The following is a 23,151-nucleotide window of genomic DNA, read 5'->3' on the forward strand; positions in this document are numbered from 1 at the left end:
CAATGATAAAGCTGTGAAAGGGGGAGCGGGCTGTGTTATCCATTGATCCATCGAGCCAAAGCGTGCAGGACAATTACAAGCTGCTGATCGGCAGCATCGTGCCAAGGCCTATCGCTTTCGTCACGTCGCTAACGAGCGAGGGCGTGCTGAATGCAGCGCCCTTCAGCTTCTTCAATATCGTAACGGCTAACCCGCCGATGGTTGCGGTGTCCGTGCAGCGCAAGCCGGGCGGTGTTCAGAAGGACACCGCCCGTAATGCGGCTGCTTACGGCGAGTTCGTCGTACATATTTCCGACGAGAGCTACATTGAAGCGATAAATGCGACGGCCGCGAATGTACCGCCTGAGGAGAGCGAAGTAGCTTTAGCTGGACTAACGGCGATTGCGAGTGAACACATCCGCGTACCCGGCGTAGCCGAAGCGAGAATACGGATGGAATGCGTATTGGAGCAATCGCTCCCGCTTGGCGGCACCGAAGGGGCGCCAGCCTGCGACCTTCTCATTGGGCGCGTTGTCCGATTTCATGTCGATGAAGCGCTGTACGAGAACGGCCGGATCAATGCCGAGGCCTTGAAACCAGTCAGCCGGCTAGCCGGCAGCGATTATGCGAAGCTGGGAGATCAGTTTTCGATTGAGCGTCCCGTTTAAGAGTCAAGCAGGATGCAAATTCATACAAAACAGCCCGTACCGCGTGAACATTTACCGGTACGGGCTATTTATCTATTAGGTTAGATAAGACGCTTGCGGATTGCGCCGGAAAGGAGATCAATAATCGTAATCAGAATGACGATGCCAAGCAAAATAATGCCGACGCGATCCCAGTTGCGGGTGCTAAGGGCGAAGATGAGAGGCGTGCCGATGCCGCCTGCTCCGATGACGCCGAGAATGGTCGCAGAGCGCATATTGATCTCAAAGCGGTACAGCATATACGATAGGAAACCGGGAAGCACCTGCGGAATGACGGCATACCACAGAATTTGCAGCCGATTTGCTCCGGAGGAGAGCAATGCCTCCACAGGGCCTTTATCCATATTTTCCACTTCATCGGCGAACAGCTTGCCCAGCATGCCGACCGAATGCAAGCCCAGCGCCAGCACGCCAGCGAAGGAGCCAGGGCCCACGGCTTTAATGAACATAAGCGCGAGCACGACTTCGGGGACGGCGCGAATGACGCTGAGCACGATTTTGCCTGAGCCTGACACCATGCTGGAATTGCTCATATTAACCGCGGCCCAGAAGGCAAGCGGCAGGCAGAGCAGCGCAGAAATAAAGGTGCCCAAAATCGAAATCGCGAGCGTCTCCAGCAAACCTCTAAGCAGATCCTCGCCTTCAGGCAAATAAACGAAATCCCAGTCCGGCGAGAAGATGCCGGTCACGATTGCCTTCGTAATTTGAACGGCCGTTTCTTTAATGCCCGTGAACGGGATGCCTGCAAACGCCCAAATATAGACGGATGCCAGAGCAGCGTAGATCAGCCAGCGGTAACGGTTGTTTTTTGGTTTGCGAACGATTGTATTCCATGGTTTTGTCATAGCAGCTTCTCCCGCAGCTTCGTGCTTGAATAATCAATGAGCAAGACGATGGCTAGTGTAAATATAATGATGACGCTCGTTTTGTCGTATTCTAAAAACCCTAACGTAATTTCATAATAATGACCGATGCCCCCGGCGCCTACGAGTCCAAGAACCGCCGCTGCGCGAACGTTGATCTCAAAGGTATAAAGCGTAAAGGACATGAAATGAGCCTGAATTTGCGGGATGACCGCATACAGAATGCGCTGCGGCCCGGTTGCTCCGACAGCGGTCATCGCTTCAAGCGGCCCGCGGTCAATCGCCTCCAAAGCCTCATAGGTTAGCTTCGCAATTAATCCTAATGAGAAGACCGACAGCGCCATCATGCCCGGAAGCGGACCGATGCCAACGATGGACACAAAGATCGCTGCGAGCAGCAGATCAGGTATGGTACGAATCAAATTGAGCAAGAAGCGTACAGGATATCGAAGCCAGCTGCTCTTCGTTAAGTTGCTGGCGCTAAGCAAAGCGACCGGAATTGCCAATATAGCGCCGATTGTCGTGCCGATGAGCGCCATTCGTATCGTCTCCAGCATCGCGCCGACAATATTGTCGAAATAGGTCCATTTTGGCGGAAACATCTCCTTAAGCAGGTCGAACATATTCGGAAAACCTTCGATAAGCTCCCCAAACGTAGCTTCGGTCTGAACGGAGCTTCCCCATAGAAGCAATATAATGATGAATGCCGTTAGATAATGCTTGAGTTTGCTCGGCGCCTTCGGACGCTTCAGCTCCGTCTGTGTGCTCATGCGCGTCGTTCTCCCAGCAGCTCGTCTTCCTCAATCGGCCGTCCATAAATTTCTGCAAAACGCTCGTCTGTCGCCTCAGCAACAGGGCCGTCAAATACGACTTGTCCTGCGCGCAAGCCGATGATACGCGTAGCGTATTGCCTCGCCAAATCTACATAATGAAGGTTAACAATCGTTGTAATGCCTAGTTCGACATTGATCTTTTTGAGATCATCCATAACCTGCTTCGTCGTAAGCGGATCTAAAGAGGCAACGGGCTCGTCCGCCAAAATCATTTTTGCTTCCTGCGCGAGCACGCGCGCGATCGCTACCCGCTGCTGCTGGCCGCCGGACAGCTCGTCGGCGCGTGAATAAGCCTTCTCGACGATATTAACGCGATCCAGCGCTTCGAATGCAATGTTCATATCCTTCTCGGGAAATCTTCCCGCTAACGTTCTTAATGTGGAATGGTAGCCGACGCGGCCCGCGAGCACGTTGCGCAGCACGGATGAACGCTTGACGAGGTTGAAGCTTTGAAAAATCATGCCGATATTGCGGCGTATTAAGCGCAGCTGCTTCCCCTTGGCTTTTGTAATAGACTGACCATCGATAAGAATATCACCCTCTGAAATATCGTGAAGGCGGTTAATCGACCGCAGCAGCGTCGATTTTCCGGCGCCGGACAATCCGACGATGACGATAAATTCGCCTTTTGCAAACGTTAGGTTAATGTTGTCCAAGCCTTTTGTCCCGTTTGGGTACCTTTTTGACACATTCTGAAGCTCTATCACAGGAAAATCATTCCTTTGCTTAATATCGTAGTAATAAAGGATAGCCAGTCCGGGCGCAAATGCACGCGAACTGGCTTTCGATACGTTAATATGGGTACTCTTATTTAGCAGGGATAGAAAGGGAACGACTATTCCGTCTTAACTTTCTCGCCATATTCACGAACGATGTTGAAGATGCTGTCTTCGGATTTCACGTAACCTTGGTGCGAGTAGATGTCAAAAATGATTTTGCGGCTAGCTTCGTCGTTGCCAAGCGCAATGAAGGCATCCTGAATTTTTGCAACCCATTCTGCGTTCATGTCGGAACGAACAGTAATCGTGTCGTTTGGAATATTCTCGGTATACGTCAATACGCGTGTATCGTCAAACACAGTCGGGAAATCCTTCGACACGAGCGTACGAGCGTCTTGGAAAATAGCAGCTGCATCGACGTCGCCGTTCAATACGGCTATAACGCCTTGGTCATGGCCTTTTACAGTAACAGCCGTTACATCTTTAAGCGGATCGATACCGGCCTCGATCAATTTGCCTGCCGGCCATACGAAACCTGCGGATGAAGTCACGTTTTGGTAAGCGATTTTTTTGCCTTTCAAATCCTCAATCGATTTAATAGGGGAATCTTTTTTCACGATAATCATCGATTTGTAGAAATCAACGAGCTGGTCTGTCGGAGCGCCCGTATCGTCTTGAACGCCAAAGCGCTGCGCTTGAAGAATAACTTCAGCTGCGCCCTTGTCCTTAGCGAGTACATAAGCAGTTGGAGGAAGGAATCCCACGTCTACTTTTTTGGAAGCCATCGCTTCGATAATCGTGTTGTAGTCGGTGGAGATGCTTACTTCTACAGGGATGCCAAGCTTATCGGAGAGCAGCTGCTCAAGCGGCTTTGCCTTTGCTTCAAGCGTATCTGCATTTTGTGAAGGGACGAATTGCACGGTCAGCTTCTCTGGCACATAACCCTCTGCCTGCTCCGTTGCAGCCGGAGCGTTGGTAGCAGCGTTGTTTGTCGCCGCAGCTTCATTGTTTGTTTTGTTAGCGCCACAGGCACTCAGCAAGGATACGGACAATAGTAATGGAAAAACAAATTTAGCGATTTTTTTCAAACAATAACCCTCCAAATATTCTAATTTAAGGTACTTGGTTAACTATACGGACGGTTTATTATCAGACCGTAAAATAGGGAATAAGCTTTTGTAAAAGTGGGAGTAATTGGTCTATTTTTATTGGATGAGCTGTTAAAATAGAGGGATTAACGGAATATAACGGAAGTTGGAGGTATTTATTGAATGAAAATAAATGAAAAATTCCTATGTGAAATTATGGTGACAAGCGATATACACGGACATATTCAGCCCGTCGATTACCGCACGCGCGAGGAGCGGCATACGGGGCTTGCCAAAATAGCAACACTAGTGAAAGCGGCAAGGCAGCAAGCGCCGGAGCTGCTGCTCGTCGATAATGGGGATTTGCTGCAGGGGACGCCATTTTCCTATTTCTCAGCAACGGCGGGCAAGGAGCAGCTGAATCCTGCCATTGCGGTGCTGAACGAGCTGAATTACGATGCGGCGGTGCTCGGCAATCATGAGTTCAATTATGGCTTGGAGCTGCTTCGCAAAGCGGTGAGCGATTCAAGCTTCCCATGGCTGTCGGCAGGCATTGTTGACAGCGGGACGAATAAGCCTGCATTCGGCAAGCCATACGTGATAAGGACATTGAATCCGGGCATTAAAGTAGCGCTGCTCGGCGTTACGACCCACTACATCCCCAATTGGGAAAACCCTGCTCATATTAGCGGTTTAACCTTCCATGATGCGCTGGGTACGGTGAAGGAATGGGCCGCGCATATTCGCAAGGAAGAAAAACCGGATCTGCTCGTCGTCGCTTATCACGGCGGCTTCGAACGCGATCTGGCAACCGGCGAGCCAGCGGAGAAGCTTACCGGGGAGAATCAGGGTTACGCCATATGTACGGAATTAGAAGGAATAGACGTGCTTATTACCGGGCATCAGCATCGTTTTATCGCAAGCGAGCTTGGCGGCGTAACGGTCATTCAACCGGGCAGCAACGGACAAGCTGTAGGCAAAATCAGCATTGCGTTCGAGAGAGGGCAGAGCGGCTGGGTCATTGCCGAGAAGAAGGCGGCGCTGCTGCGACTAGATGAAACCATAGCCGCAGACTCCGGCATTCTGGCACTGACGCAGGAAGTGGAGGAGAGGACACAGAACTGGCTTGATCAGCCAATCGGGCAAGTGTCCGGCGATATGACCATATCGAATCCGCTGCTCTGCCGCAGCGCCGACCATCCGTTTATCGAATTCATGAATAAGGTGCAGATGGATGCGGCTGGCGTAGATGTCTCAAATGCGGCTCTGCTGAACAACGAGTCGGAAGGCTTCAGCGGGGATGTGACGATGCGGGATATTTTGACCAACTTTATGTATCCGAACACGCTGGCCGTGCTAAGGCTTAGCGGAGCGGATATTAGGGCAGCGCTTGAGCTGACGGCGGCTTATTTCCAAGTGAACGAGGATGGCAAATTAGACGTCAATCCTGCTTACATGGAACCGAAGCCGCAGCATTATAACTACGATATGTGGGAAGGCATCGAATACGAGTTGAACGCGGCGAAGCCTATTGGGGAGCGGGTTACGAAGCTGCTGCGGAATGGGCAGCCTGTGCTGGATGACGAGCTGCTGGATGTCGTCATGAACAATTACCGTGCAGCCGGCGGAGGAGATTACGAGATGTATCAAGGCAAGCAGGCCGTACGCGAGGTTCAGATCGACATGGCGGAGCTGGCCGCCCAGTATTTGCAGAAGCATGGCGTGGTTGAGGCAACTTGCAACGACAATTGGCGGGTTGTTATTGACGCTCAATAAAAAAACGGAAGTCGATATTACCTGGTATAGGCGGCTGAATTATCTAGGTTATTAGGCTGAATTCAATTCCGGGTATCGGCGGATTGGGTTAGAGAGGACCCCATTTCGATGCGCGGACAGATGAGCGATGCAGTCAGGCTGCTTGGCAAATCGTGTTGCAAAAAAGAGTGCTTTGGAGACGCCGGGGTCTCGGAAGCACTCTTTTTTATGTCTATTCGATTGGTTGGATTAAATGGCTTCCGCCAACATATTCGCATAAAACTCCGCGCCGTGGCGCTTGAGATGGACGCCGTCCGCATAGAAGAAATCTTTTTTTCCTTTGCTTGCCGTATACCAATCGACTAGCGTTACATTGTCTGCATTATCGGCAGTTTCAGCCAGCATTTTGTTAACGGAATCCTGCCATTTGCGAGGAACGCGTGTATTCACCATCAGAATCTCGCGATCTGGACCGATAGCGTCAAGAAGCTTGCTCAGCTGTTTGGTTGTAAACGAGCCGTTCGTTCCAAGCTCAATAATGACCGTGGCGCCAAGCTTGTTGTTTTTTTTCAATTCTTCAATGACATCTGCGGCATGGGAGAACTGCCTTCCTATTTTACCGTCGATAACGATGCCGGGCAGCAGCTTTTCTAAGTAGGGGCCAGCATCCAAAATAACGGAGTCGCCGATAGCCGTTACGCTATCTTGGTCGATGGAAACAGCGGGCGTTTCTTCGGGTTTAGGCGTGGGCTCGGGTTTGGGCGTCCCGTTGTCTTTAGAGCCATTGTTTGCTGGCTTGTCGGCATTCGTATGATTTCCGTTCGTGCTGCCCGTTACGGCTTTATCCGGCTGCGGCGTCGCTTCCGGCGGCTTCGGCTTAACCGTCGCTTCCGGCTTACTAATTACAGGCGGGGATGTTGCTTCAACGGAAGTGTCCGGCTTCTCAGTGGCAGAGCTTGATGTGTTGCTGCTGCTATTTCCGCTTGCCGATTGTAAATCGGCGCTGCTTGCGCAGGATACGCTGGATACGATAAGGACGATCATCGCGAAATAGGCGGATGATTTTTTGAAACTAGGCGTGTAGATTCTGCTGGGCATTTGCAGTTTAAGCCATGCGAGTAGTTTCCCAATTGCTCCGTGCCGAATCGGCTCTTCAACAAAGCGCCAGGACAGCTCGGCAAGAACAAGCGTCAAAATAACTTGAATCAGTGCGCGTACCGGATTAAAATCTCCGCTCTCGGCAGTTGGCGTAGTCAATACGATGATTGGATAATGATACAAGTAAATGCCATAGGAGCGAACGCCAATCCATGTAAGAGCCTTGCTGCCGATGATTCGGGACAGCCTGCTTGCGGGGTGGGCAAGTACAGCGACGACCGCAGCGGTTGCGATAGCGAGCAGCACCATTCCGCCGCGATAGAGGAAGGAATCATATTCGCCTACTCTGCCGATCATGAGCAAAATAAGGATGAACCCTATTGTGCCAACCGTATCCAAAGTAAGGCGGCTTCGAGAGGATAATGATTCGCTTAGCTTCCAGCTCGGCCAGACGATCGCAAGCGCGGCCCCGATGAGAAGGGCGAATGCTCGGGTGTCCGTACCATAATACACGCGGCTTGGGTCTGTTCCCGGTTCATATAGGAGCGCCATTAAGCCTGCTGACACGGCAGCCGCCGCCAGAGTCCATAATGCGAGCTGTCCGCGCTTTGGAACAAAACGAATGACGGCTAAGAGCAGCAAAGGCCAGAGCAGATAAAATTGCTCCTCGACCGCGAGCGACCACAAATGGCCGAATGGCGAGGCAGGGCCAAAGCTCTCAAAATAGGAGACCTCATGAAAAATAAGCCACCAATTGCTTATATAGAGAAACGCCGATCCGATATCCCCTTTGAGAGCAAAGAGGCGGGCGGAATCGCTCATCCAAAGCCATAAGGAAACGACTGCAATCATGATGAACATAGCAGGCAGCAGCCGCCTGGCGCGGCGGATAAAAAACGTTTTTAAGTCGAGTGTTTTTTTCTGGCCAAGCTGCTTTAGTAAAATATCCGTGATGAGATATCCAGAGAGGACGAAGAACATGCTCACGCCAAGCAAACCGCCGGGCACCCAGTCTAAATTCAAATGATAGGCGATGACGGCAAGGACGGCAATCGCACGCAAGCCATCAAGTCCTGGCATATAACGGCTGCTGCTGCTGCCAATTGGCTTAGGCACGGCGATGTCCTCCTTCATGTATTGGGCTAAGGGATTTTGCGGCAAGGTTGGTTTGACGAAGATGGTGAGACAAGCGATGGTTAGCGACGATACGGATGGTAAAAATGATGTTCAGCCCCTCTGGATGTTAAATCGTTGTATAAGCAATTATAGGGCGCAGCCTTTAAAAATTCGTAACAGAACAGTTACAATCCGGTATCAAACCGGAAACAACAGAAACGAAAAGTTACAAGCTCGGATGGAGTATGTATAAACGGCTAAAGGGAACTGTAACCATAGAGAGAAAAGAGGCGTCAGACGCAGCTGCTTGAGCCTAAATTTGTGTTCACGCGGCAAATCCATTCGCAAACTTTGGAGGAGATCTTTGATGAAAATAAAGCTTCTTAGTGTCATGCTGACCGTTATCCTTATCGGGATGATGGGAGCTTCAGGAGCTGCTCTGGCGGCGAAGCGGGATAGCTCGCTAAAGGCGGCTTTTGTTCGCAAAGGCGAACTATGGCTTAAGGAAGGCAATCAAGAGAAGAAGCTGGTTAACGGACCTCTTGTTCTTCATCCAAAATGGTCATTTAACGGAAAGTGGCTTGCTTTTGCAAAAGGGGAAGCAGGGCAAGAGCTTTGGGTGCTGGAGCTGCGTTCTGGCCGAAGCAGCCTTGTATCGGCGGAGGGCGGGAGAAATTTTCAATGGGCGCCGAATGCGGAGAGACTTGCCTATCAAACGGAGGAGCTGCTGCAATATGTCGATGCGAAAAGGCCGGACAAGCCGCTGGGTGCCGCCAAAGGAATCGGAAATTACTCATGGCTGCCGGATGGCAAGGGATTTTTTGCTTCTTCGCAATCGGAGCTGATGCCAGACGGCTGGACGCCAATCAGCCTTTTGCAAATACCGCTTGCCGGATTGTCCGATCCGAGCAAGTATGTGACCGTACACGTGCTGCCGAGTCCATCGGATGATTTTTTTGCGGTGGATACCAGCGTATTCAAATGGTCGGCGGATGGACGATGGATCGCCTTTCTGGCGAAGCCAACCGCTTCCTTATCGGCCGATAGCAACACGCTTTGCGTCATTACAACGGATGGTGTTGTTTTTCGAACGTTAGACGAAATGGTCAGCAACGAGCAGTGGTTTGAATGGGCGTCGAGCGGCGACCGGCTGGCGTATATTGCCGGTGTCGGGCGCGAGGCGACGAGCAACAAGCAGCTTAAAGTGATTGCAGTAACATCGGAAAAATCGGCCGAGTACACTCCAAAAGGTTATGTAGATCAAGCATTTGCATGGCAAGGCTTGCAGCATCTCATTGTGTCGAGAGCAGAAGAGTCTAAGCAGGACGCGGGCCAATCAGCGCCAGCCAACCCTTATTTGATGAGGGTGGAGCTGGAGAACGGGAAACAAACGGCCATAACAAGACCCTCCGGCAAGCACGGCGAATACAATCCTGTTGCGCTAAAGTTGAAGCTGGCATGGGTGGAAAGTGACCCATCAACAGCCAGCGTTATCGTAGCAGATGCGAACGGACATCATGCGGCGGAATGGATTAAAGGCATCGACATCGCAGACTCCTACTATGGGCAGTGGCGTTGGGGCGAGGTGCTGGCGTTTTATGGGAGGGATTAATGTGCTGTAAACACGTATAGGCGCTTACAGCCATCCCAAAATAAAAAAGAACCGAGACACAAGTCTCGGTTCAACATTTAAATCTGTACAAGCAGCAATATGATCGACGATAAACATAAGCATGTGCTGATCAAGCAAAGGAACATGACGACTTGCTTATGGCTGAGCCCGGCACGCAGGAGTCGATAATGCGCCTGGCTGGCATCGGCCTGATAGATCGCTTTGCCCTGCAGCATTCTTCTTACGACAACAAACAAGTTATCGAAGATCGGTACGCCCAGCGCGAGGATCGGAATGAACAATGACATGACCGTAGCTTGCTTGAATGCGCCATCCAGCGCAATAACGGCCAGAATGAACCCAAGGAAAGTCGCTCCGGCGTCGCCCATGAAAATTTTGGCGGGAGGCTTGTTGTATCGCAAGTAAGCAATCGTTACGCCGACCAAAATAATAGCCATAATGGCGGAGTTGGATTGTCCTTTCGCTATGGCAACAACGAACAGCGTAACCGCAGAGATAGCGGAAAGAGCGCCAGCGAGCCCGTCCATGCCATCGGTAAAGTTAATGACCGTCGTAACGCCAAAAATCCACAAAATCGTAAGTGAAAATTGCAAAATGACCGGAAGCACGACATACTCGCCCGAGAACGGGTTGTAAAATCCGGTAAATGCTATGCCAGAGGCGTACACGAGAACCGCTGCGGATATTTGCACGATAAACTTAGGAAGCGACGGGAAGTCTTTGCCCTTCGTCTTATACCAATCATCGATCGTGCCAATGATGAGCAGCAAAACACCGCCTGCGAATATAGCGCCGGTCTGTAGAGAAAAGTCTTGTGTCACAAGCAAATAGGTCAGGAAAAATCCGATGAAAATAACATAGCTTGCCGTTAGCGGAATCGGCTCTCGATGGAGCTTGCGCTCGACGTCCTTGCGAGGCTTGTCCACAAAGTCAAGACGGAAAGCCAGCCTGCCGAACGGCGGGATTAAGAAATAAACGATAGCAAAGGACAATAGTAAAGAAAACGCGTATAAAATAGTTGTCACCACCGATACGTAATGGACGAACAACAAAATTATACAGTTCGAGAAGAAAAATGTCGATTAGGAGAAACTCATGTGAGAAGATATTAATTTTTTGCCTTGAATGTACCTTTATAGCGGCAGCGTCTCCAGCATCTCACCGGCAGATGCTTTACCGGAAGCCACTTTCATAAATGCCTCCAAATAGAGATGAAGAAAATGGAGAATAAGCCCATTTTGCGTATCGATCGTTTTAACGTTTGCCGCATCCTCGTTTGCCAGCAGCAGAAGCGAGTTGTGCTTGTAATAGACGACACCTGTGTCCTCGAATAGTCCAAAAGCGCCAAGCGGCAGCGTCGTGTTCAGCTTAGCCGTCAAGCGAAGCAGCTCGCCGTGGTAAAGAGGGGAAACGTCCTCGGCAATCGTGGCGAAGGCTTGTAAGATACATATGCCAGCGGCTTCAGCATCCTCCATATTCGGCAAAAAGCAGAGCTCAAGCTGAATGTCTCTATCTTCCTCGCCGATACCGTCAAACAGAACAATAAGCGAGCGGAACGGATCTTCATCAGTAGGCTCAGCCCACCCGGTTTGAAACCCTTCGGCCTTGTAGTCGGTCTCTAGTAGATTAAGCAATCGATTCGGACCAGCTGAAAAATTCGTCATAGTTACCTCTCCTTATGCTGCTAAGTATGAAGCTTCTTCGCGATGAGCTCGACCTTTGGCGTCTTCTTCTTCGGATCTGGCTTTAATCCGATGTTCGTAATTAACGTAACGTATTGCGGATCTGATTCTAGCACGCCTTTTTTGTAAATCGTATGCGCCAGATCGGTAATGATTTGGCTGTAGCATTGACCGACGGAATTGAAGCCGTTTTGCTGAAGCAGAGAACTTCGGATGACGGACTTATCCGGCTTAGCTTGCGGATCGGCCGCTTGCAGCTCGGCAACCTTCTTATCGACTCCTAGGAAGCGATCAACGATTTCCTCTTTGCGAGCGCGTTTCTTGTAAAATTTATAAATGGCAGCAATACCGCCGATCGCACCGGCAACACCAAGCAGAAGCCAGCCGACAGGAGTTGCCGCGCTTGCAAGCAGAAGCCCGCCGCCGACGATCATAGCCGCGCCTTTAAGCGCAGTAGCCGCGCTCTTTTTGCGATTTATATCTTGGGTGCTTGCACCTATATTGGCTGCGAGATTGAGTTTTTCGTCTTTGCCGGCCGTCTGCTTCTCAAGCTCTTGGAGATTATTTCTTTGTTTCGTATGTTTATATGTTCCGGCAACGCCGCCGGCTAAGTAGGCTGCACCGCCGACAACGCCGGCTGCGCCGGCTGCCGCAGTTGCTGCCGTACTCACCGCAGCGCCCATAAACTTTTGCGTATTGACGACGCTGGTTGCCCCGAAGCGTGCCAAGTCGGCAAGACCGCCGCCGCCCTCGACTGCGATGTTCTGGGCTTTGTCATGCGTGCTTAGCGCTTCTTCATGATTCTGGGTCGCGTTATAGATTTGCATGCCGGCCGTTACGCCGCTCAGCATCGCCGATGCTGGTCCGAGATCAGTGACGGCTCCGAGGGCGCCCGTATTCGATGCGCTAGCTAAGCCTTGGACTTCCCCGACACTTGTTGCTGCAGCGCTGGAGGCTCCTATCGAAGCAGCCGCGCCAGTCGTAGCATAGGTCGCATAATCACGATCCGTATCTGCGTTGTAATCCTTCGGTTTTTGCCCTTTGACCGTACGTACGATGGTAGAGAACTTGTCCCAGTCCACGCTTCGTCCCGTAAAGCCGGTAATATGCTTTTTGGCTTTGCTTAAGGATGGAGGCCCGTTGCCGCCGGCGAATAAGTTGGTCGCAATCTTCTGTTCCATGACACTGAGTCCTTCAAAAAAGCTGAACAAATCCGATTTCTTGTCCTTTGATGCTTCCGCCTTCAGCCAGCTGACAATCGCCTGTGAGCCGCCTGCCGCAGGTGCCTCGCCGCCTGCCAGCTGCTTGACGCTCGCTTGTGCAGCGCGGTTTCCTGCCGTTCGCTGCAGCTGCAGCACATTCGAGGGTGCGGCTGCGTTTGGCGACTTTTCTGCCGTAATTGAAGGCTGACCAGGTGTTGATTTAATGGATTCGCGGGAAGACGACTGCTTCTTCTGTAATGGACTATTCGCCAAGGGAATTCCTCCTATGATAACAAGCCTGTCTTTGCAAAAAAAAGTCACTGCTTTCAAGTTGTCCGAGCCTATCCGTAGTCCTTTTATCTTAGCATGACTTGCCATTATGTACTATAAAAATGGTTCAAAATACCTTTTTTTCGACAATATTTTTACATGAATGAGCAAGTTCCGAGGAAAGTGGAGCTAATGGCTAATCTAGTGGCATTCAATATCCAATGTATGAATAAGGATAAGCAATCATTTTATTAACCAGAAGAGAGATCGGCAAGCGAAATTACATATCCGAAATATAGAGGAGTGACACAGAGATGTGGATGGATACAGCCATAATTGGCGGCGGGCCGGCGGGCTTGAATGCCGCGCTCGTGCTTGGCAGGTCACGGAGGACCGTTATTTTGTTCGATCATAACAGGCCTAGAAACGCAGTGACGCATGAGTCGCACGGGTTCATTACGCGTGACGGCGTAGAGCCGCGCGAATTTCGCAGGCTTGCCCATGCGGATATTGCGAAGTACCCGTCGGTGACCATTAAGCCAGACAAGGTGACAGAGGTATCGGCTAATCCTGCGGGTTTTCAACTGACGACGAGCAACGGCGTTATGTACCAAGCGCGCACCATTATTTTGGCGACTGGGCTGAAGGAAGTTTTGCCGACGGTGCCGGGCATCCATCATTATTATGGAAAAAGCCTGTTCAGCTGCCCTTATTGCGACGGATGGGAGCTGGGGGATAAGCCGTTGATCGTCATTTCAGAGGGCTCCAATCTCTTTCATTTGGCTAAAATCGTCTACAACTGGAGCAAGGACTTGCTTCTATGCTCGAATGGAGCGAATAACCTAAACGCGGAGCAACTCGGCAAGCTGCGGCAAAAGGGCATTCAAGTAAGCGCGCACCGGATTAAAGAGCTTCATGGCGAGAACGGACTGCTTAGCCGTGTTGTTTTTGAAAATAACACCGAAGCAAGGCGTATGGGCGGCTTCGTTTCTCCGTCTTGGGATCAGGCGGCTTCCTTTGGTGAAAGGCTGGGCTGCGCGGTGACACCGGATGGCGGGTTTGTCACAGATGACTATGGCCGAACAAGCGTCAGAGGCGTATATGCTGCCGGCGATACCTCCATAATTGCTCCTGCGCAGGTTGTTGTTGCCGCCGGAGAGGGCAGCAAAGCGGCAATCGGCGCCAATACGGACATGACACAGCTGGATTTTGGATTTTAGTTGCACAATGCTCTGCGTGCATGGCATATTTGTACAAATGGCCACCTAGTCGAGGTGGTTTTTTGCTACAGGGAGAATGAGTGGTTTGAGCTTGGTTGTTACAGCGGTTCGCTTTGTGGGTATTGGTGATGGACGAAAATATTCAGACTGTTCTACAATCCGTAGAGTGCTCTACCCATTGGTAGGAGGAGAGATCATATGTTGGAGAAGCTGCATGCTGATGATTATGTTTTAAACCAGTATCCGTTTATGCGAGATGAGCTGCAATATAATTTGATTCATTTGATTTCCGCGATTGAAGGAGCAACCAGCTTAAAAACACCTGACGGCCGCATGCTGTTTGCAGGTTCGCCAGGACACAATGCTTGGCTGTGGCTGTCGGATGACATTGCCGATGAACATCAGACAAAGCTGATGAAGGAGCTTATCGCTTATTACGAAGGAACCGATATGCCCGGCATTTGCGGAGCACCGCCTACGGCCGAGCTGTTCGCGAAGCTTTATGCGGAAGCGAATCAGCTGGAGTATCATGCGTATATGCTGATGGAGGCTTACTCGTGCCCAAAGGTGATTAAACCCCTCAAGGTTAAGGGGAAAATGATACAAGCTACCCGGCAGCATTTGGAGCTTGTCGCCGAATTTTTGGCGGGTTTCTCCGAGGATGCTTACGGCGCAGCGGTTATACCTGCAAGCCAGCTACCGGCAGCAGAGGGTATGATCATGAGAGGCAATTTATATTTTTGGACCGTTGACGAGCTTCCGGTATCGATGGCGAACATCGCCCACCGCTCTCCCCGGCACGGAAGGATTAATGCCGTTTACACGCCGCAGGTGCTGCGGAAAAACGGATATGCCAGCGCGATTGTAGCTGGTCTTTGCTCGATTTTGGAGGAAGAGAACCGGGAGGCGATGCTGTACGCAGACACCAAAAATCCAGCCTCTAACAAGGTATACAAAAATGTAGGCTTCGTAGAGAGTGGACCCATTGCCGAAATTCGTTTTCGGTAGAAAGCTCGCGGAAAGTAGGAAACCATCTGAAAATCGATCGTTTATTAGCGATGACCGTACTGCTGCTTAATCGAGGACGTATTAGTGCGAAGGAGCTGGCTGGCCGCTTTGAGGTGTCGACCAAAACCATCTATCGCGACATGGATACGTTAAGCCAAGCGGGCGTGCCTATTCTAGCTCACCAAGGTACATCCGGCGGGTTCGAGATTATGGAGCAGTACACGATATCGCGTCAATATTTATCATTAGAAGAAATCTCGTCGATCATAGCGGCTGTGAAGGGGATAGGGACGGCCGTTGATGATGCCGCGTACGCGAACCTCCATGAGAAGGTCAAAACGCTGCTTCATCAATCGGAGAAGCACCAGGAAGGCGTCCGTGGGGACAGTTTGGTCTTCGATCTCAACCCGTGGGGCCAGGGGCCGGAGGCGCGCCAAAAGGTTAATTTGTTTAAGGAAGCCATCGATGAAACCCGGAAGGCTCGGTTTAGCTATGTCAATATGAACGGATCCGAGACCGAGAGAGAGGTTGAGCCTTATGCGCTGCTTTTAAAGGGAAACGTGTGGTATTTGCAGGCTTATTGCTTGCTTCGCGAGCAGTTTCGCGTATTTCGGCTGTCACGCGTGCAGCAGCTTCAATCGTTAGCGGATTCGTTCGAGCGCCGCCAAGTGCCGTCATTAGATGGTTATGCTTGGGATTTGGACTGGTCGAAAAACACCGCCGATACCGAGGTAACGCTAGTTTTCCACCCGCAGGTTCGTCATCGCGTCGGTGATTCGTTCCATTCGGATCAAGTGACGGTTTTGGACGATGGGTCCTTGCGCGTAAAAGGGAAGTTAACGGTGGATGAATGGTTTTTTGGCATGCTTCTGAGCTATGGCGACCAAGTGAAGATCGAGCAGCCGTCCTATATTGCCGAGCAGTTGGTTAGGCGCGCCAAAAATATAATCGGCCGTTATGAGAACTAGGACAGACAGCTGTCCAGTTTCCCCAAGTACAATAAGAGCATAACCAAGGAAATGGGGAACGACAGATGAACACGGATCTAGTTACAAAGCCGGCAATTTCTCTCATTGGGGTTGCTGTACGTACGACAAATGCCGAGGAAGCGGGACCTAACGGACGTTTGGGCGCGCTGTGGAACACCTATTTCGCTAGCGGAATCGCCGAGCAGACACAGGTGAGCAACAGCCATTTGATATACGCGCTATATACCGATTACGAGAGCGATGCTAGCGGTGCTTACACCGTAGTTATTGGTCATGAGCGAGTAGATGCCCAGGCGGCGGTACCGAGCGGCTTAGAGCAGGCGGCGATTCCTGAAGCTCAATATATGGTTTTTAAAACGAAGAGGGGCCCCGTATTCGAGGTTGTGCTGCAAGCATGGAGAGAGATTTGGGCATACTTCGAGACTTCGCCGATCAAACGAGCCTACACAGGCGATTTTGAGCTGTATGATGGCCGGGATTTTAATCCAGCCGACGCAGAGGTCGACATCTATATCGCGGTAAAATAATACGTACGGTGGCGGCTGCCACGCAAGGCTTAGTCGAGCTTTGCGTGACTGCCGTTTTTTTATGATGGGGGAAATCTTTTAACTGACGGCAATGGCGTCATTTACCCATCAGTATTAGCTATAAGCACCTTAACCCCTTTGCTTTCTATCGCTTCAATCGCTTCGATATTGGCTTCGTTATCGGTAATGAGCAGGTCGATATCGGTTACAGCGCCCGATCTGGCAAAAAAATCGACGCCAAGCTTCTCATGAGGGGCTAGGCATATCGTTTTTCTGGAAATCGCCATTGCCGTGCGGATAATGGAAGCCACCTCAGGAGTCGTGGTGCTTATGCCGTTTTGCGAAATGCCGCCTCCTGTAGCAAAACAGAGGTCAAGTGTGAATTGTTTTAAAAACTCGTTAGCAAGCGTGTCCGTTACATTACCTGATGGCTTGATCTTACCGCCGAGAAGATAGACGTCAATCGTATCACTTTCCTTTAGAGCATCCGCAATCGTAATGGAGTTAGTCACCACCGTGAAAGGGAAGCTGGGCAAATAGGAAAGCATGCCGAAGTGTATGCCGGCGCTGCCGATGAAGACGGTATTCGCTTCCTTAATAAAGGATGCGGCCACTTTCGATATAGCGTTCTGGTGCGGCGCTCCGCCTTGATAACGCAAGCTTGGCGGAAGCGGGGCTTGCCTAACATTTACAGCCGGAATAGCTCCGCCGTGCGTACGCTTGAGCAGCCCTTTCTCCTCCATGATGGATAAGTCCCGTCTAATGGAGTCAATGGATAAATCAAATTGATCAGCCAGCTCCTTGGCAAGCACGCGTCCGTCCTTTTCAAGCAGCTCCAAAATTTTGTCGCGTCTTTCGTCAGAGAACATATTGATCGCCTCCACATTCATCTTATCATCGATGATAATTCTAGTTTATTCCGTTTTATTCCGTTTTGTCAAACCGAAAACTTCATGTTTGTTCTTTTATATTCATTTTATAGCGTTTTTTCAAGCGATTCAAATAAAAAAAGCACTCCAACCAAAGTTGAAGTACTTCCTATAACTATTCCTCGCGGTAATCCTGAACGAGAATCTCCAGCTCGCCCGTCACCGGGTCGATGATTAAGCCGTGAACCGGAATATCCTTTGGAAATAGCGGATGCTTCCGAATGAGCTTCACGCTGTGCATGACGCCTTCTTCGGCGCTTGAGAATCCACGCAAAAACTTCTCCATCCCTATGCCTGAGTTTTCGAGTGTCTCAAGTACGAGCGGGTCGATGCCATGATCAGCGAATTTGCTGACCATGCCAGCTGTATCAAGATTGGTCATGCCGCAGCCGTGATGCCCGATGACAAGCACCTCGCGCGCGCCAAGCTCATAGACGGCAACGAGAATGCTGCGCATCGCGCTTCCGAACGGTTGAGTCAGGATGGCGCCGGCATTTTTAATGAATTTGGCATCGCCATTCTTTAAATTAAGCGCTTTGGGCAGCAGCTCGACGAGCCGCGTATCCATGCAGGTAAGAATGGCTACCTTTTTATCGGGAAATTTGTCGGTTAGATAGGCTTCATATTGTTTCTCTTCTACAAATTGCTTATTAAATTCCAACATGCGGGGAACGATGGACATATAATTTCCTCCTATCGAGTTTGCTATATCTATTTATTTTATTATTCATAGAAACAGCTGACTAGTCAAATATTCTTCTAGTGAATTAATCCGCTTTCCTTCGCTTTCTCGACCATTTTGACAGAATAACGGTTAATCCATTTTTTCAGCGCGAGCCCCAGAAGCATCGCCACGCCGGCGAAGATCGCAAGAGCGACCAGATCTCTGGCAACGATGTCCCATAAAATACCGCCAACAGCTTCCCGCATCATACTGATCGCATACGTGAACGGCAGGAAGGGATGAATCGCTTGGAAAAACGGCGGCGTCACTTGAATAGGGAAGGTACCGCCCGATCCAGCCAGCTGGAGCACGAGCAGGACGATTGCCATCGCCTTGCCGACATTGCCAAATATGGATACGAGCGTATACACAATAAGCATAAATACAGCGCTAAGAACGACGCCAAACAGCACAAACCACATTTTGTCGGCAACGAACGCCTTAAGCAAATAAATGTCGCCTAATGTCACGAGCAGCGACTGCACGATGGCAATCGTAAGGAAGGTGAGATAGCGGCCAAAGTAAATGTGATAGCTCCGGTACGTATTCTCTGGGCGATGAACGTCCACGGTCAGCAGCGAAACGAGCAGCAGCGCTCCAACCCATAAGGACAGCGTTGTGAAGAAGGGGGACATCGCCGACCCGTAATTAGGTATCGGGAACAGCCGGTTTTCCTTCAATACAACAGGCTCTGCAAAAAATGCGCCCTCGCGCTCGGCATCGTTTTTGAGCAAATCAACAAGCTCATTCAAGTTGCCTTCCTTCTCAAGGTCTCGGATACGCTTTGCAAAATCTTTAATCTTTTGCTCCGCGGCAGGCAGGTTTTTCTGGATTTTCGCCAGCTCCTTGCTGCCTAGCTCAAGCCCCTTCGCCGCATCATTTACTACCTGCAAGGCGCTCGGAACCAGCTTGTTAGCCTCCGCTAAGACCGACTGCGCCTTTGCTGCCGCCTGCTTCGCTTTACCGGCTGCTTGCTTAATGCGCGGCAGTATTTCACTATCGTACCGGCTTAGCACATCGGTTAGAATCTGTGAGGTTTCCTTGGATAAGGTGCCCAGACGGTCAATAAGAGTCTGGGCAGGCTTCTCGCCTTTATCGATTGCCGACTGGATCTGCTGAACGAGCGCAAGCTGCTGTTTAAATCGGCTGTTCACCTGCTTCAGCCGGTCTATTGTAGACGTCAACAGCTTGCCATCAACCGTTTCGTTTAAACGCTCAAGCAGATTGATCATGCCTCCCGTAACCGAAACCGCGCTCGTTAACCGTTTCTCGGCAAGGACGACGGCTGATTTCACGGCCTCTGGATCAATCGAGCTGTCCTGCAAGATGCCAGTGAGCGCCCCAATCGAATTGGAGGTTTCAAGCAGCAGCTGCAAATCCTGCTTGATGAGCGGACCTGCGGTATCGAGCGTCGCTCCGCTTTGGTCAAAAAAATGACCAAGCTGCTTCGTAAATGCCTCGCCGTCCTTGGCAAGCTCGGCTGCTTTTGGCAGCTCTGTCTGTACGGTCGCGACGATTTTTTTCGATTTGTCGATATCGGTGGACGCAAGGGCTACGGCCTCGTTAATTTGCGGAATCAACGCTTCTAGCTTGAACACCGTATTGCGAACCTGCTCAATAGCAGGTTTATTAGCCTCCAGCTCTACGCCAATTTGATTGAAAATGCGAAAAATCGTTTCGTTGGCGGTTTTGACGAAGCTGGCACGAACCTCTTCAATAATGCCGCTCGCCCCTTTTTGGGCAATTTTTGGCGATACCGCATTGATCTTCTCGTTTACGGCATAGTCGAGCTCCGCTTGCTGCAGCTTGTCCGTCAGCACGGTTGCCATTTTTGCCGAGAAATCGGCGGGAATCGTGATGCTGGCATAATAGTCGCCATGTTTGACGCCCTCTATCGCCTTCTTCTCCTCAACGAAAACCCAGCCGATCTTTTTGTTTTCCTTCAATGAGGCTATAATTTCATCCCCGACATGAATAGGCGTCCCGCGAAGCTCGGCGCCTTCATCATTGTTCACGACGGCAATGGCGAGTGAGCCGGTCTGCCCGTACGGGTCCCAAGACGCTTTAATGTTAAACCACGCGTATAGGGAAGGTAGGAAGGCGAGCCCTAGAATGATGATGGCAGCTGCGCTGTTTCGAGAAATATTGCGAAGATCCTTGCTGTAAATGGCCCAGATATGTCCCATGTTCTCCCACTCCCAAAAAATGTTTTTCTTAGTATAGCTGAATAAGCGGAAATCTACACCACGGAATTGTTAAAGCAAACGTAGAAATTCGGCTGGAGGGGGTGGGAAGCTGGAATGGGAATATAGAAAAAAGAAAGCAGCAGCAGTGCACAGTTTTTCCGTGAGCTGCTGCTTATTGTTTATTTACACCGAACGATTCTCGTTCACAATCTCAGCAAGCAGCTCGAAGGAGCGAAGACGTGCTGCGTGATCGTAGATTTGGCTGACGACGATGAGCTCGTCGGCTTCCGTTTGCTCAATGATGGAGCTTAGCTTCTCCTTGACGGTTGCTTTCGTGCCCGCAATCGTGAAGCTGAGCTGCCTTTGCACCATCATTTTCTCCTGCTCGTTCCACAGGCCGTCCATGCTGTCGACAGGCGGGTTCAGCTGTCCCATCCGTCCGCGGATAAGGTTCAGGAACGCTTGCTCCTGCGAGGTGGCAAGAAAGGCTGCGGCTTCATCCGTGTCCGCGACAATGACGTTTAGCCCAACCATGGCGTAAGGCTTGCCGAGCACGTCAGAGGGCTTGAAGTTATCGCGGTACAGCTTCAAAGCCGGGAGCAAGAAGTCCGGCGCAAAATGGCTCGCAAACGCAAACGGCAGGCCATGATGCCCGGCTAGCTGAGCGCTAAAGCCGCTTGATCCAAGCAGCCAGATCGGCACGTCCAAGCCTTCGCCCGGAACGGCTCTTGGCAGGACGCCGCGGGATTCTGCGCTTGGATTAAAGTAATGGCGAAGCTCGTTTAGCTGCTCAGGAAAATCCTCGCCGTTGCTGCCGAGTCCGCGCCGCAGCGCGCGTGCCGCAACCTGGTCAGAGCCAGGCGCTCTTCCAAGGCCAAGATCGATCCGCCCCGGATACATGGACTCCAAAGTGCCGAATTGCTCGGCAATGACGAGCGGAGCGTGGTTTGGCAGCATAATGCCGCCTGAGCCGACGCGGATCTTCTCCGTGCCTGCGGCTACATAACCGATGACAACCGAGGTTGCGGAGCTGGCGATGCCGGGCATATTGTGGTGCTCCGCAAGCCAGAACCGATTGTAGCCCCATTTCTCGGCGTGCTGGGCAAGATCTAGCGTGTTGCGGAACGAGCTCGCAGGCGTACTGCCGGTAACGATTGGCGCAAGATCTAATATCGAAAAGGGAATGTTAGGAATAGACATAACGGATCATACCTCCTAAGGAAAGCGTAAACGAGAAGGTGCTCGTTTCGCGTTAATGGTTTCACAGGGTAGCGCCGGCAAACCTAAAAAGACCGTGCCTAAACGTAAAACCCCAGCGCCAGCTAAGGGCGAGGGGCTGCGGATAATAGCGTTTATTGCGGGTTTGTTGTCCAGATGCCGGCTGTTTTGATGAATACGCGATCAGGCAGCTTGAGTGCTGCTAACACCAGCTCAGCCAAATCCTCCGCCTGCATCATCCGGTCTTCGTCGCCGATTTTGAGACCGGCATTGGAAGCAAGCTCGGTGTTCACTGTGCTTGGAGTCAAAGCGGTGACACGAATGTTCGATTTGCGAACCTCCTGCATCAGCGCCTCGGTCATGCCAATAACGGCGAACTTGGACGCACAGTACGCGGAGCCGGTTGCAAAACCGCGCTCGCCTGCGCTCGAAGCGATGTTGATGATGCTTCCGCTGCTTTGCTCAAGCATGGTTGGAAGCGCGGCGCGGGTCACATAATAAGTTCCCATGACATTTGTTTGAATGATTTGCTCCCACACATCCGGGTCCATATCGAGCAAGGTGCCGAATGTGCCGATTCCTGCATTGTTAATAAGAATATCAATAGAGCCTAAGCTTTCTTTCAGCGCCGCAATGGCCTGATCAACATCCGCTTTTACGGATACGTCAGCTTTTGCAATATAAACGCTAATGCTGTATTTGTTCGCAAGCTCAGCTTGCAAAGCTTCTAAATCGGAGCTTGTACGAGCGACTAATCCAAGGTTAACGCCTTCTGAAGCAAGCGCGACGGCAATCGCTTTGCCGATCCCTTTTCCAGCACCGGTAATGATCGCTGATCTATTTTTTAATTCCAAACTAATCTCTCCTCTGCTTGAAGCTGTTTTCTTGATTCGTGTGATGCGACACAGGTATGATATCCTTTTATTAAGGTATCAAACCCATTAAGTCTTATTATTATGCTACACCATACTTATAGCAAGTACCAACTTTTTAGTAAGATAGTATCATTTTTATACTAAAGGAGTCGTTTGTGTTGGGAGATCAGCATTTCAAAGAGACGGTAGAGCTTACCTTAAAGGTAATAGGCGGCAAATGGAAGCCGGTCATCCTTTGTCATTTAACCGAGGGAACGCATCGCTTTGGCGAGCTGAAACGGGAAATGCCGGCCATTACTCAAAAAATGCTCACGCAGCAGCTGCGCGAATTAGAGGATGACGCCATCATTGATCGGAAGGTTTATGTGCAGGTGCCTCCTAAAGTGGAATACTCGTTAACGGAGTACGGAGCAACGGTAAAGGATCTGCTTAACGTCATGTCAAAATGGGGCGAGCAGCATCAGGAAAGGTATGCGAAGCAGCATCCGGAATGATAAAAAAAGCTCCTCATAGTTCCCAAATGGGTACTA

21 protein-coding genes are annotated in these 23,151 nt (G+C 50.8%); 8 read left to right on the forward strand and 13 right to left on the reverse strand.

Annotation, left to right across the window (positions count from 1 at the left end):
* Positions 1 to 32 precede the first annotated feature (32 nt).
* Complete coding sequence (locus ADU23_RS09785) at positions 33 to 647, forward strand: flavin reductase family protein (protein WP_053373571.1); 615 nt, start codon at positions 33 to 35, stop codon at positions 645 to 647.
* Positions 648 to 727: 80 nt separating this feature from the next.
* Here the strand turns inward: ADU23_RS09785 and phnE (ADU23_RS09790) are convergent, their stop codons facing one another.
* From phnE (ADU23_RS09790) to ADU23_RS09805, 4 genes are all read right to left on the reverse strand, one after another.
* The gene (gene phnE / locus ADU23_RS09790) at positions 728 to 1,531 is read right to left on the reverse strand and encodes a phosphonate ABC transporter, permease protein PhnE (protein WP_053373572.1); all 804 of its coding nucleotides are present in this window, start codon (positions 1,529 to 1,531) and stop codon (positions 728 to 730) included.
* Positions 1,528 to 2,319 (reverse strand): phosphonate ABC transporter, permease protein PhnE, encoded by a 792-nt coding sequence (gene phnE / locus ADU23_RS09795; protein ID WP_053373573.1) that lies wholly within the window; start codon positions 2,317 to 2,319, stop codon positions 1,528 to 1,530. The genes phnE (ADU23_RS09790) and phnE (ADU23_RS09795) overlap by 4 nt, the downstream gene beginning before the upstream one ends.
* On the reverse strand, positions 2,316 to 3,089 hold the full coding sequence (gene phnC, locus ADU23_RS09800; protein WP_053373574.1) for a phosphonate ABC transporter ATP-binding protein: 774 nt from the start codon (positions 3,087 to 3,089) through the stop codon (positions 2,316 to 2,318). Before phnC ends, phnE (ADU23_RS09795) begins: the two co-directional genes overlap by 4 nt.
* A 128-nt stretch (positions 3,090 to 3,217) precedes the next feature.
* Positions 3,218 to 4,189 carry a phosphate/phosphite/phosphonate ABC transporter substrate-binding protein gene (locus ADU23_RS09805; protein WP_053373575.1) on the reverse strand — a complete coding sequence of 324 codons (972 nt, stop codon included), beginning with the start codon at positions 4,187 to 4,189 and terminating at the stop codon, positions 3,218 to 3,220.
* 183 nt (positions 4,190 to 4,372) lie between these two features.
* Here ADU23_RS09805 and ADU23_RS09810 point away from each other — a divergent pair, with 183 nt between their 5' ends.
* Positions 4,373 to 5,965, forward strand: a complete 1,593-nt coding sequence (locus ADU23_RS09810) for a bifunctional metallophosphatase/5'-nucleotidase (RefSeq protein WP_053373576.1) — start codon at positions 4,373 to 4,375, stop codon at positions 5,963 to 5,965.
* A 228-nt stretch (positions 5,966 to 6,193) separates the two neighbouring features.
* Here ADU23_RS09810 and ADU23_RS09815 read toward each other — a convergent pair whose 3' ends face one another.
* Positions 6,194 to 8,158, reverse strand: a complete 1,965-nt coding sequence (locus ADU23_RS09815; RefSeq protein WP_053373577.1) for an acyltransferase family protein — start codon at positions 8,156 to 8,158, stop codon at positions 6,194 to 6,196.
* Positions 8,159 to 8,525: 367 nt separating this feature from the next.
* Between ADU23_RS09815 and ADU23_RS09825 the strand changes: the two genes are divergently transcribed.
* Complete coding sequence (locus ADU23_RS09825) at positions 8,526 to 9,770, forward strand: PD40 domain-containing protein (protein ID WP_053373579.1); 1,245 nt, start codon at positions 8,526 to 8,528, stop codon at positions 9,768 to 9,770.
* Positions 9,771 to 9,847: 77 nt separating this feature from the next.
* Here ADU23_RS09825 and ADU23_RS09830 read toward each other — a convergent pair whose 3' ends face one another.
* From ADU23_RS09830 to ADU23_RS09840, 3 genes are all read right to left on the reverse strand, one after another.
* Positions 9,848 to 10,816, reverse strand: coding sequence for an MraY family glycosyltransferase (locus ADU23_RS09830; protein WP_082198484.1), 969 nt, complete (start codon positions 10,814 to 10,816; stop codon positions 9,848 to 9,850).
* A gap of 108 nt (positions 10,817 to 10,924) precedes the next feature.
* Positions 10,925 to 11,455 carry a hypothetical protein gene (locus tag ADU23_RS09835; RefSeq protein ID WP_053373580.1) on the reverse strand — a complete coding sequence of 177 codons (531 nt, stop codon included), beginning with the start codon at positions 11,453 to 11,455 and terminating at the stop codon, positions 10,925 to 10,927.
* A gap of 20 nt (positions 11,456 to 11,475) precedes the next feature.
* Positions 11,476 to 12,948, reverse strand: a complete 1,473-nt coding sequence (locus ADU23_RS09840) for a hypothetical protein (RefSeq protein WP_053373581.1) — start codon at positions 12,946 to 12,948, stop codon at positions 11,476 to 11,478.
* A 311-nt stretch (positions 12,949 to 13,259) separates the two neighbouring features.
* Between ADU23_RS09840 and ADU23_RS09845 the strand changes: the two genes are divergently transcribed.
* From ADU23_RS09845 to ADU23_RS09860, 4 genes are all read left to right on the forward strand, one after another.
* The gene (locus ADU23_RS09845) at positions 13,260 to 14,165 is read left to right on the forward strand and encodes an NAD(P)/FAD-dependent oxidoreductase (protein WP_053373582.1); all 906 of its coding nucleotides are present in this window, start codon (positions 13,260 to 13,262) and stop codon (positions 14,163 to 14,165) included.
* A 198-nt stretch (positions 14,166 to 14,363) separates the two neighbouring features.
* Positions 14,364 to 15,173: a GNAT family N-acetyltransferase gene (locus ADU23_RS09850; RefSeq protein WP_053373583.1), complete on the forward strand. Its 810-nt coding sequence runs from the start codon at positions 14,364 to 14,366 to the stop codon at positions 15,171 to 15,173.
* A 50-nt stretch (positions 15,174 to 15,223) separates the two neighbouring features.
* Complete coding sequence (locus ADU23_RS09855) at positions 15,224 to 16,141, forward strand: helix-turn-helix transcriptional regulator (protein ID WP_331459230.1); 918 nt, start codon at positions 15,224 to 15,226, stop codon at positions 16,139 to 16,141.
* Positions 16,142 to 16,206: 65 nt separating this feature from the next.
* A complete protein-coding gene (locus ADU23_RS09860) occupies positions 16,207 to 16,689 on the forward strand; it encodes a GyrI-like domain-containing protein (RefSeq protein WP_053373585.1) in 483 nt (160 codons plus the stop codon).
* A gap of 101 nt (positions 16,690 to 16,790) precedes the next feature.
* Here ADU23_RS09860 and ADU23_RS09865 read toward each other — a convergent pair whose 3' ends face one another.
* The 5 genes from ADU23_RS09865 to ADU23_RS09885 all read right to left on the reverse strand — a co-directional run bounded on the left by ADU23_RS09865 (position 16,791) and on the right by ADU23_RS09885 (position 22,600).
* Positions 16,791 to 17,558, reverse strand: a complete 768-nt coding sequence (locus ADU23_RS09865; RefSeq protein ID WP_053373586.1) for a DeoR/GlpR family DNA-binding transcription regulator — start codon at positions 17,556 to 17,558, stop codon at positions 16,791 to 16,793.
* A gap of 175 nt (positions 17,559 to 17,733) precedes the next feature.
* A complete protein-coding gene (locus tag ADU23_RS09870; RefSeq protein WP_053373587.1) occupies positions 17,734 to 18,300 on the reverse strand; it encodes a beta-class carbonic anhydrase in 567 nt (188 codons plus the stop codon).
* A 77-nt stretch (positions 18,301 to 18,377) separates the two neighbouring features.
* Positions 18,378 to 20,528: a YhgE/Pip domain-containing protein gene (locus ADU23_RS09875; protein ID WP_053373588.1), complete on the reverse strand. Its 2,151-nt coding sequence runs from the start codon at positions 20,526 to 20,528 to the stop codon at positions 18,378 to 18,380.
* 183 nt (positions 20,529 to 20,711) lie between these two features.
* Positions 20,712 to 21,728, reverse strand: a complete 1,017-nt coding sequence (locus ADU23_RS09880; protein WP_053373589.1) for an LLM class flavin-dependent oxidoreductase — start codon at positions 21,726 to 21,728, stop codon at positions 20,712 to 20,714.
* A gap of 152 nt (positions 21,729 to 21,880) precedes the next feature.
* Positions 21,881 to 22,600 carry a 3-ketoacyl-ACP reductase gene (locus ADU23_RS09885; RefSeq protein WP_053373590.1) on the reverse strand — a complete coding sequence of 240 codons (720 nt, stop codon included), beginning with the start codon at positions 22,598 to 22,600 and terminating at the stop codon, positions 21,881 to 21,883.
* Between the two features lie 179 nt (positions 22,601 to 22,779).
* Between ADU23_RS09885 and ADU23_RS09890 the strand changes: the two genes are divergently transcribed.
* Entirely contained in the window at positions 22,780 to 23,115 is a 336-nt protein-coding gene (locus tag ADU23_RS09890; RefSeq protein ID WP_053373591.1) for a winged helix-turn-helix transcriptional regulator, read from the forward strand.
* Positions 23,116 to 23,151: the final 36 nt, after the last annotated feature.

It is taken from the genome of Paenibacillus sp. FJAT-27812 (assembly GCF_001273905.1).
Lineage (GTDB): Bacteria > Bacillota > Bacilli > Paenibacillales > Paenibacillaceae > Pristimantibacillus.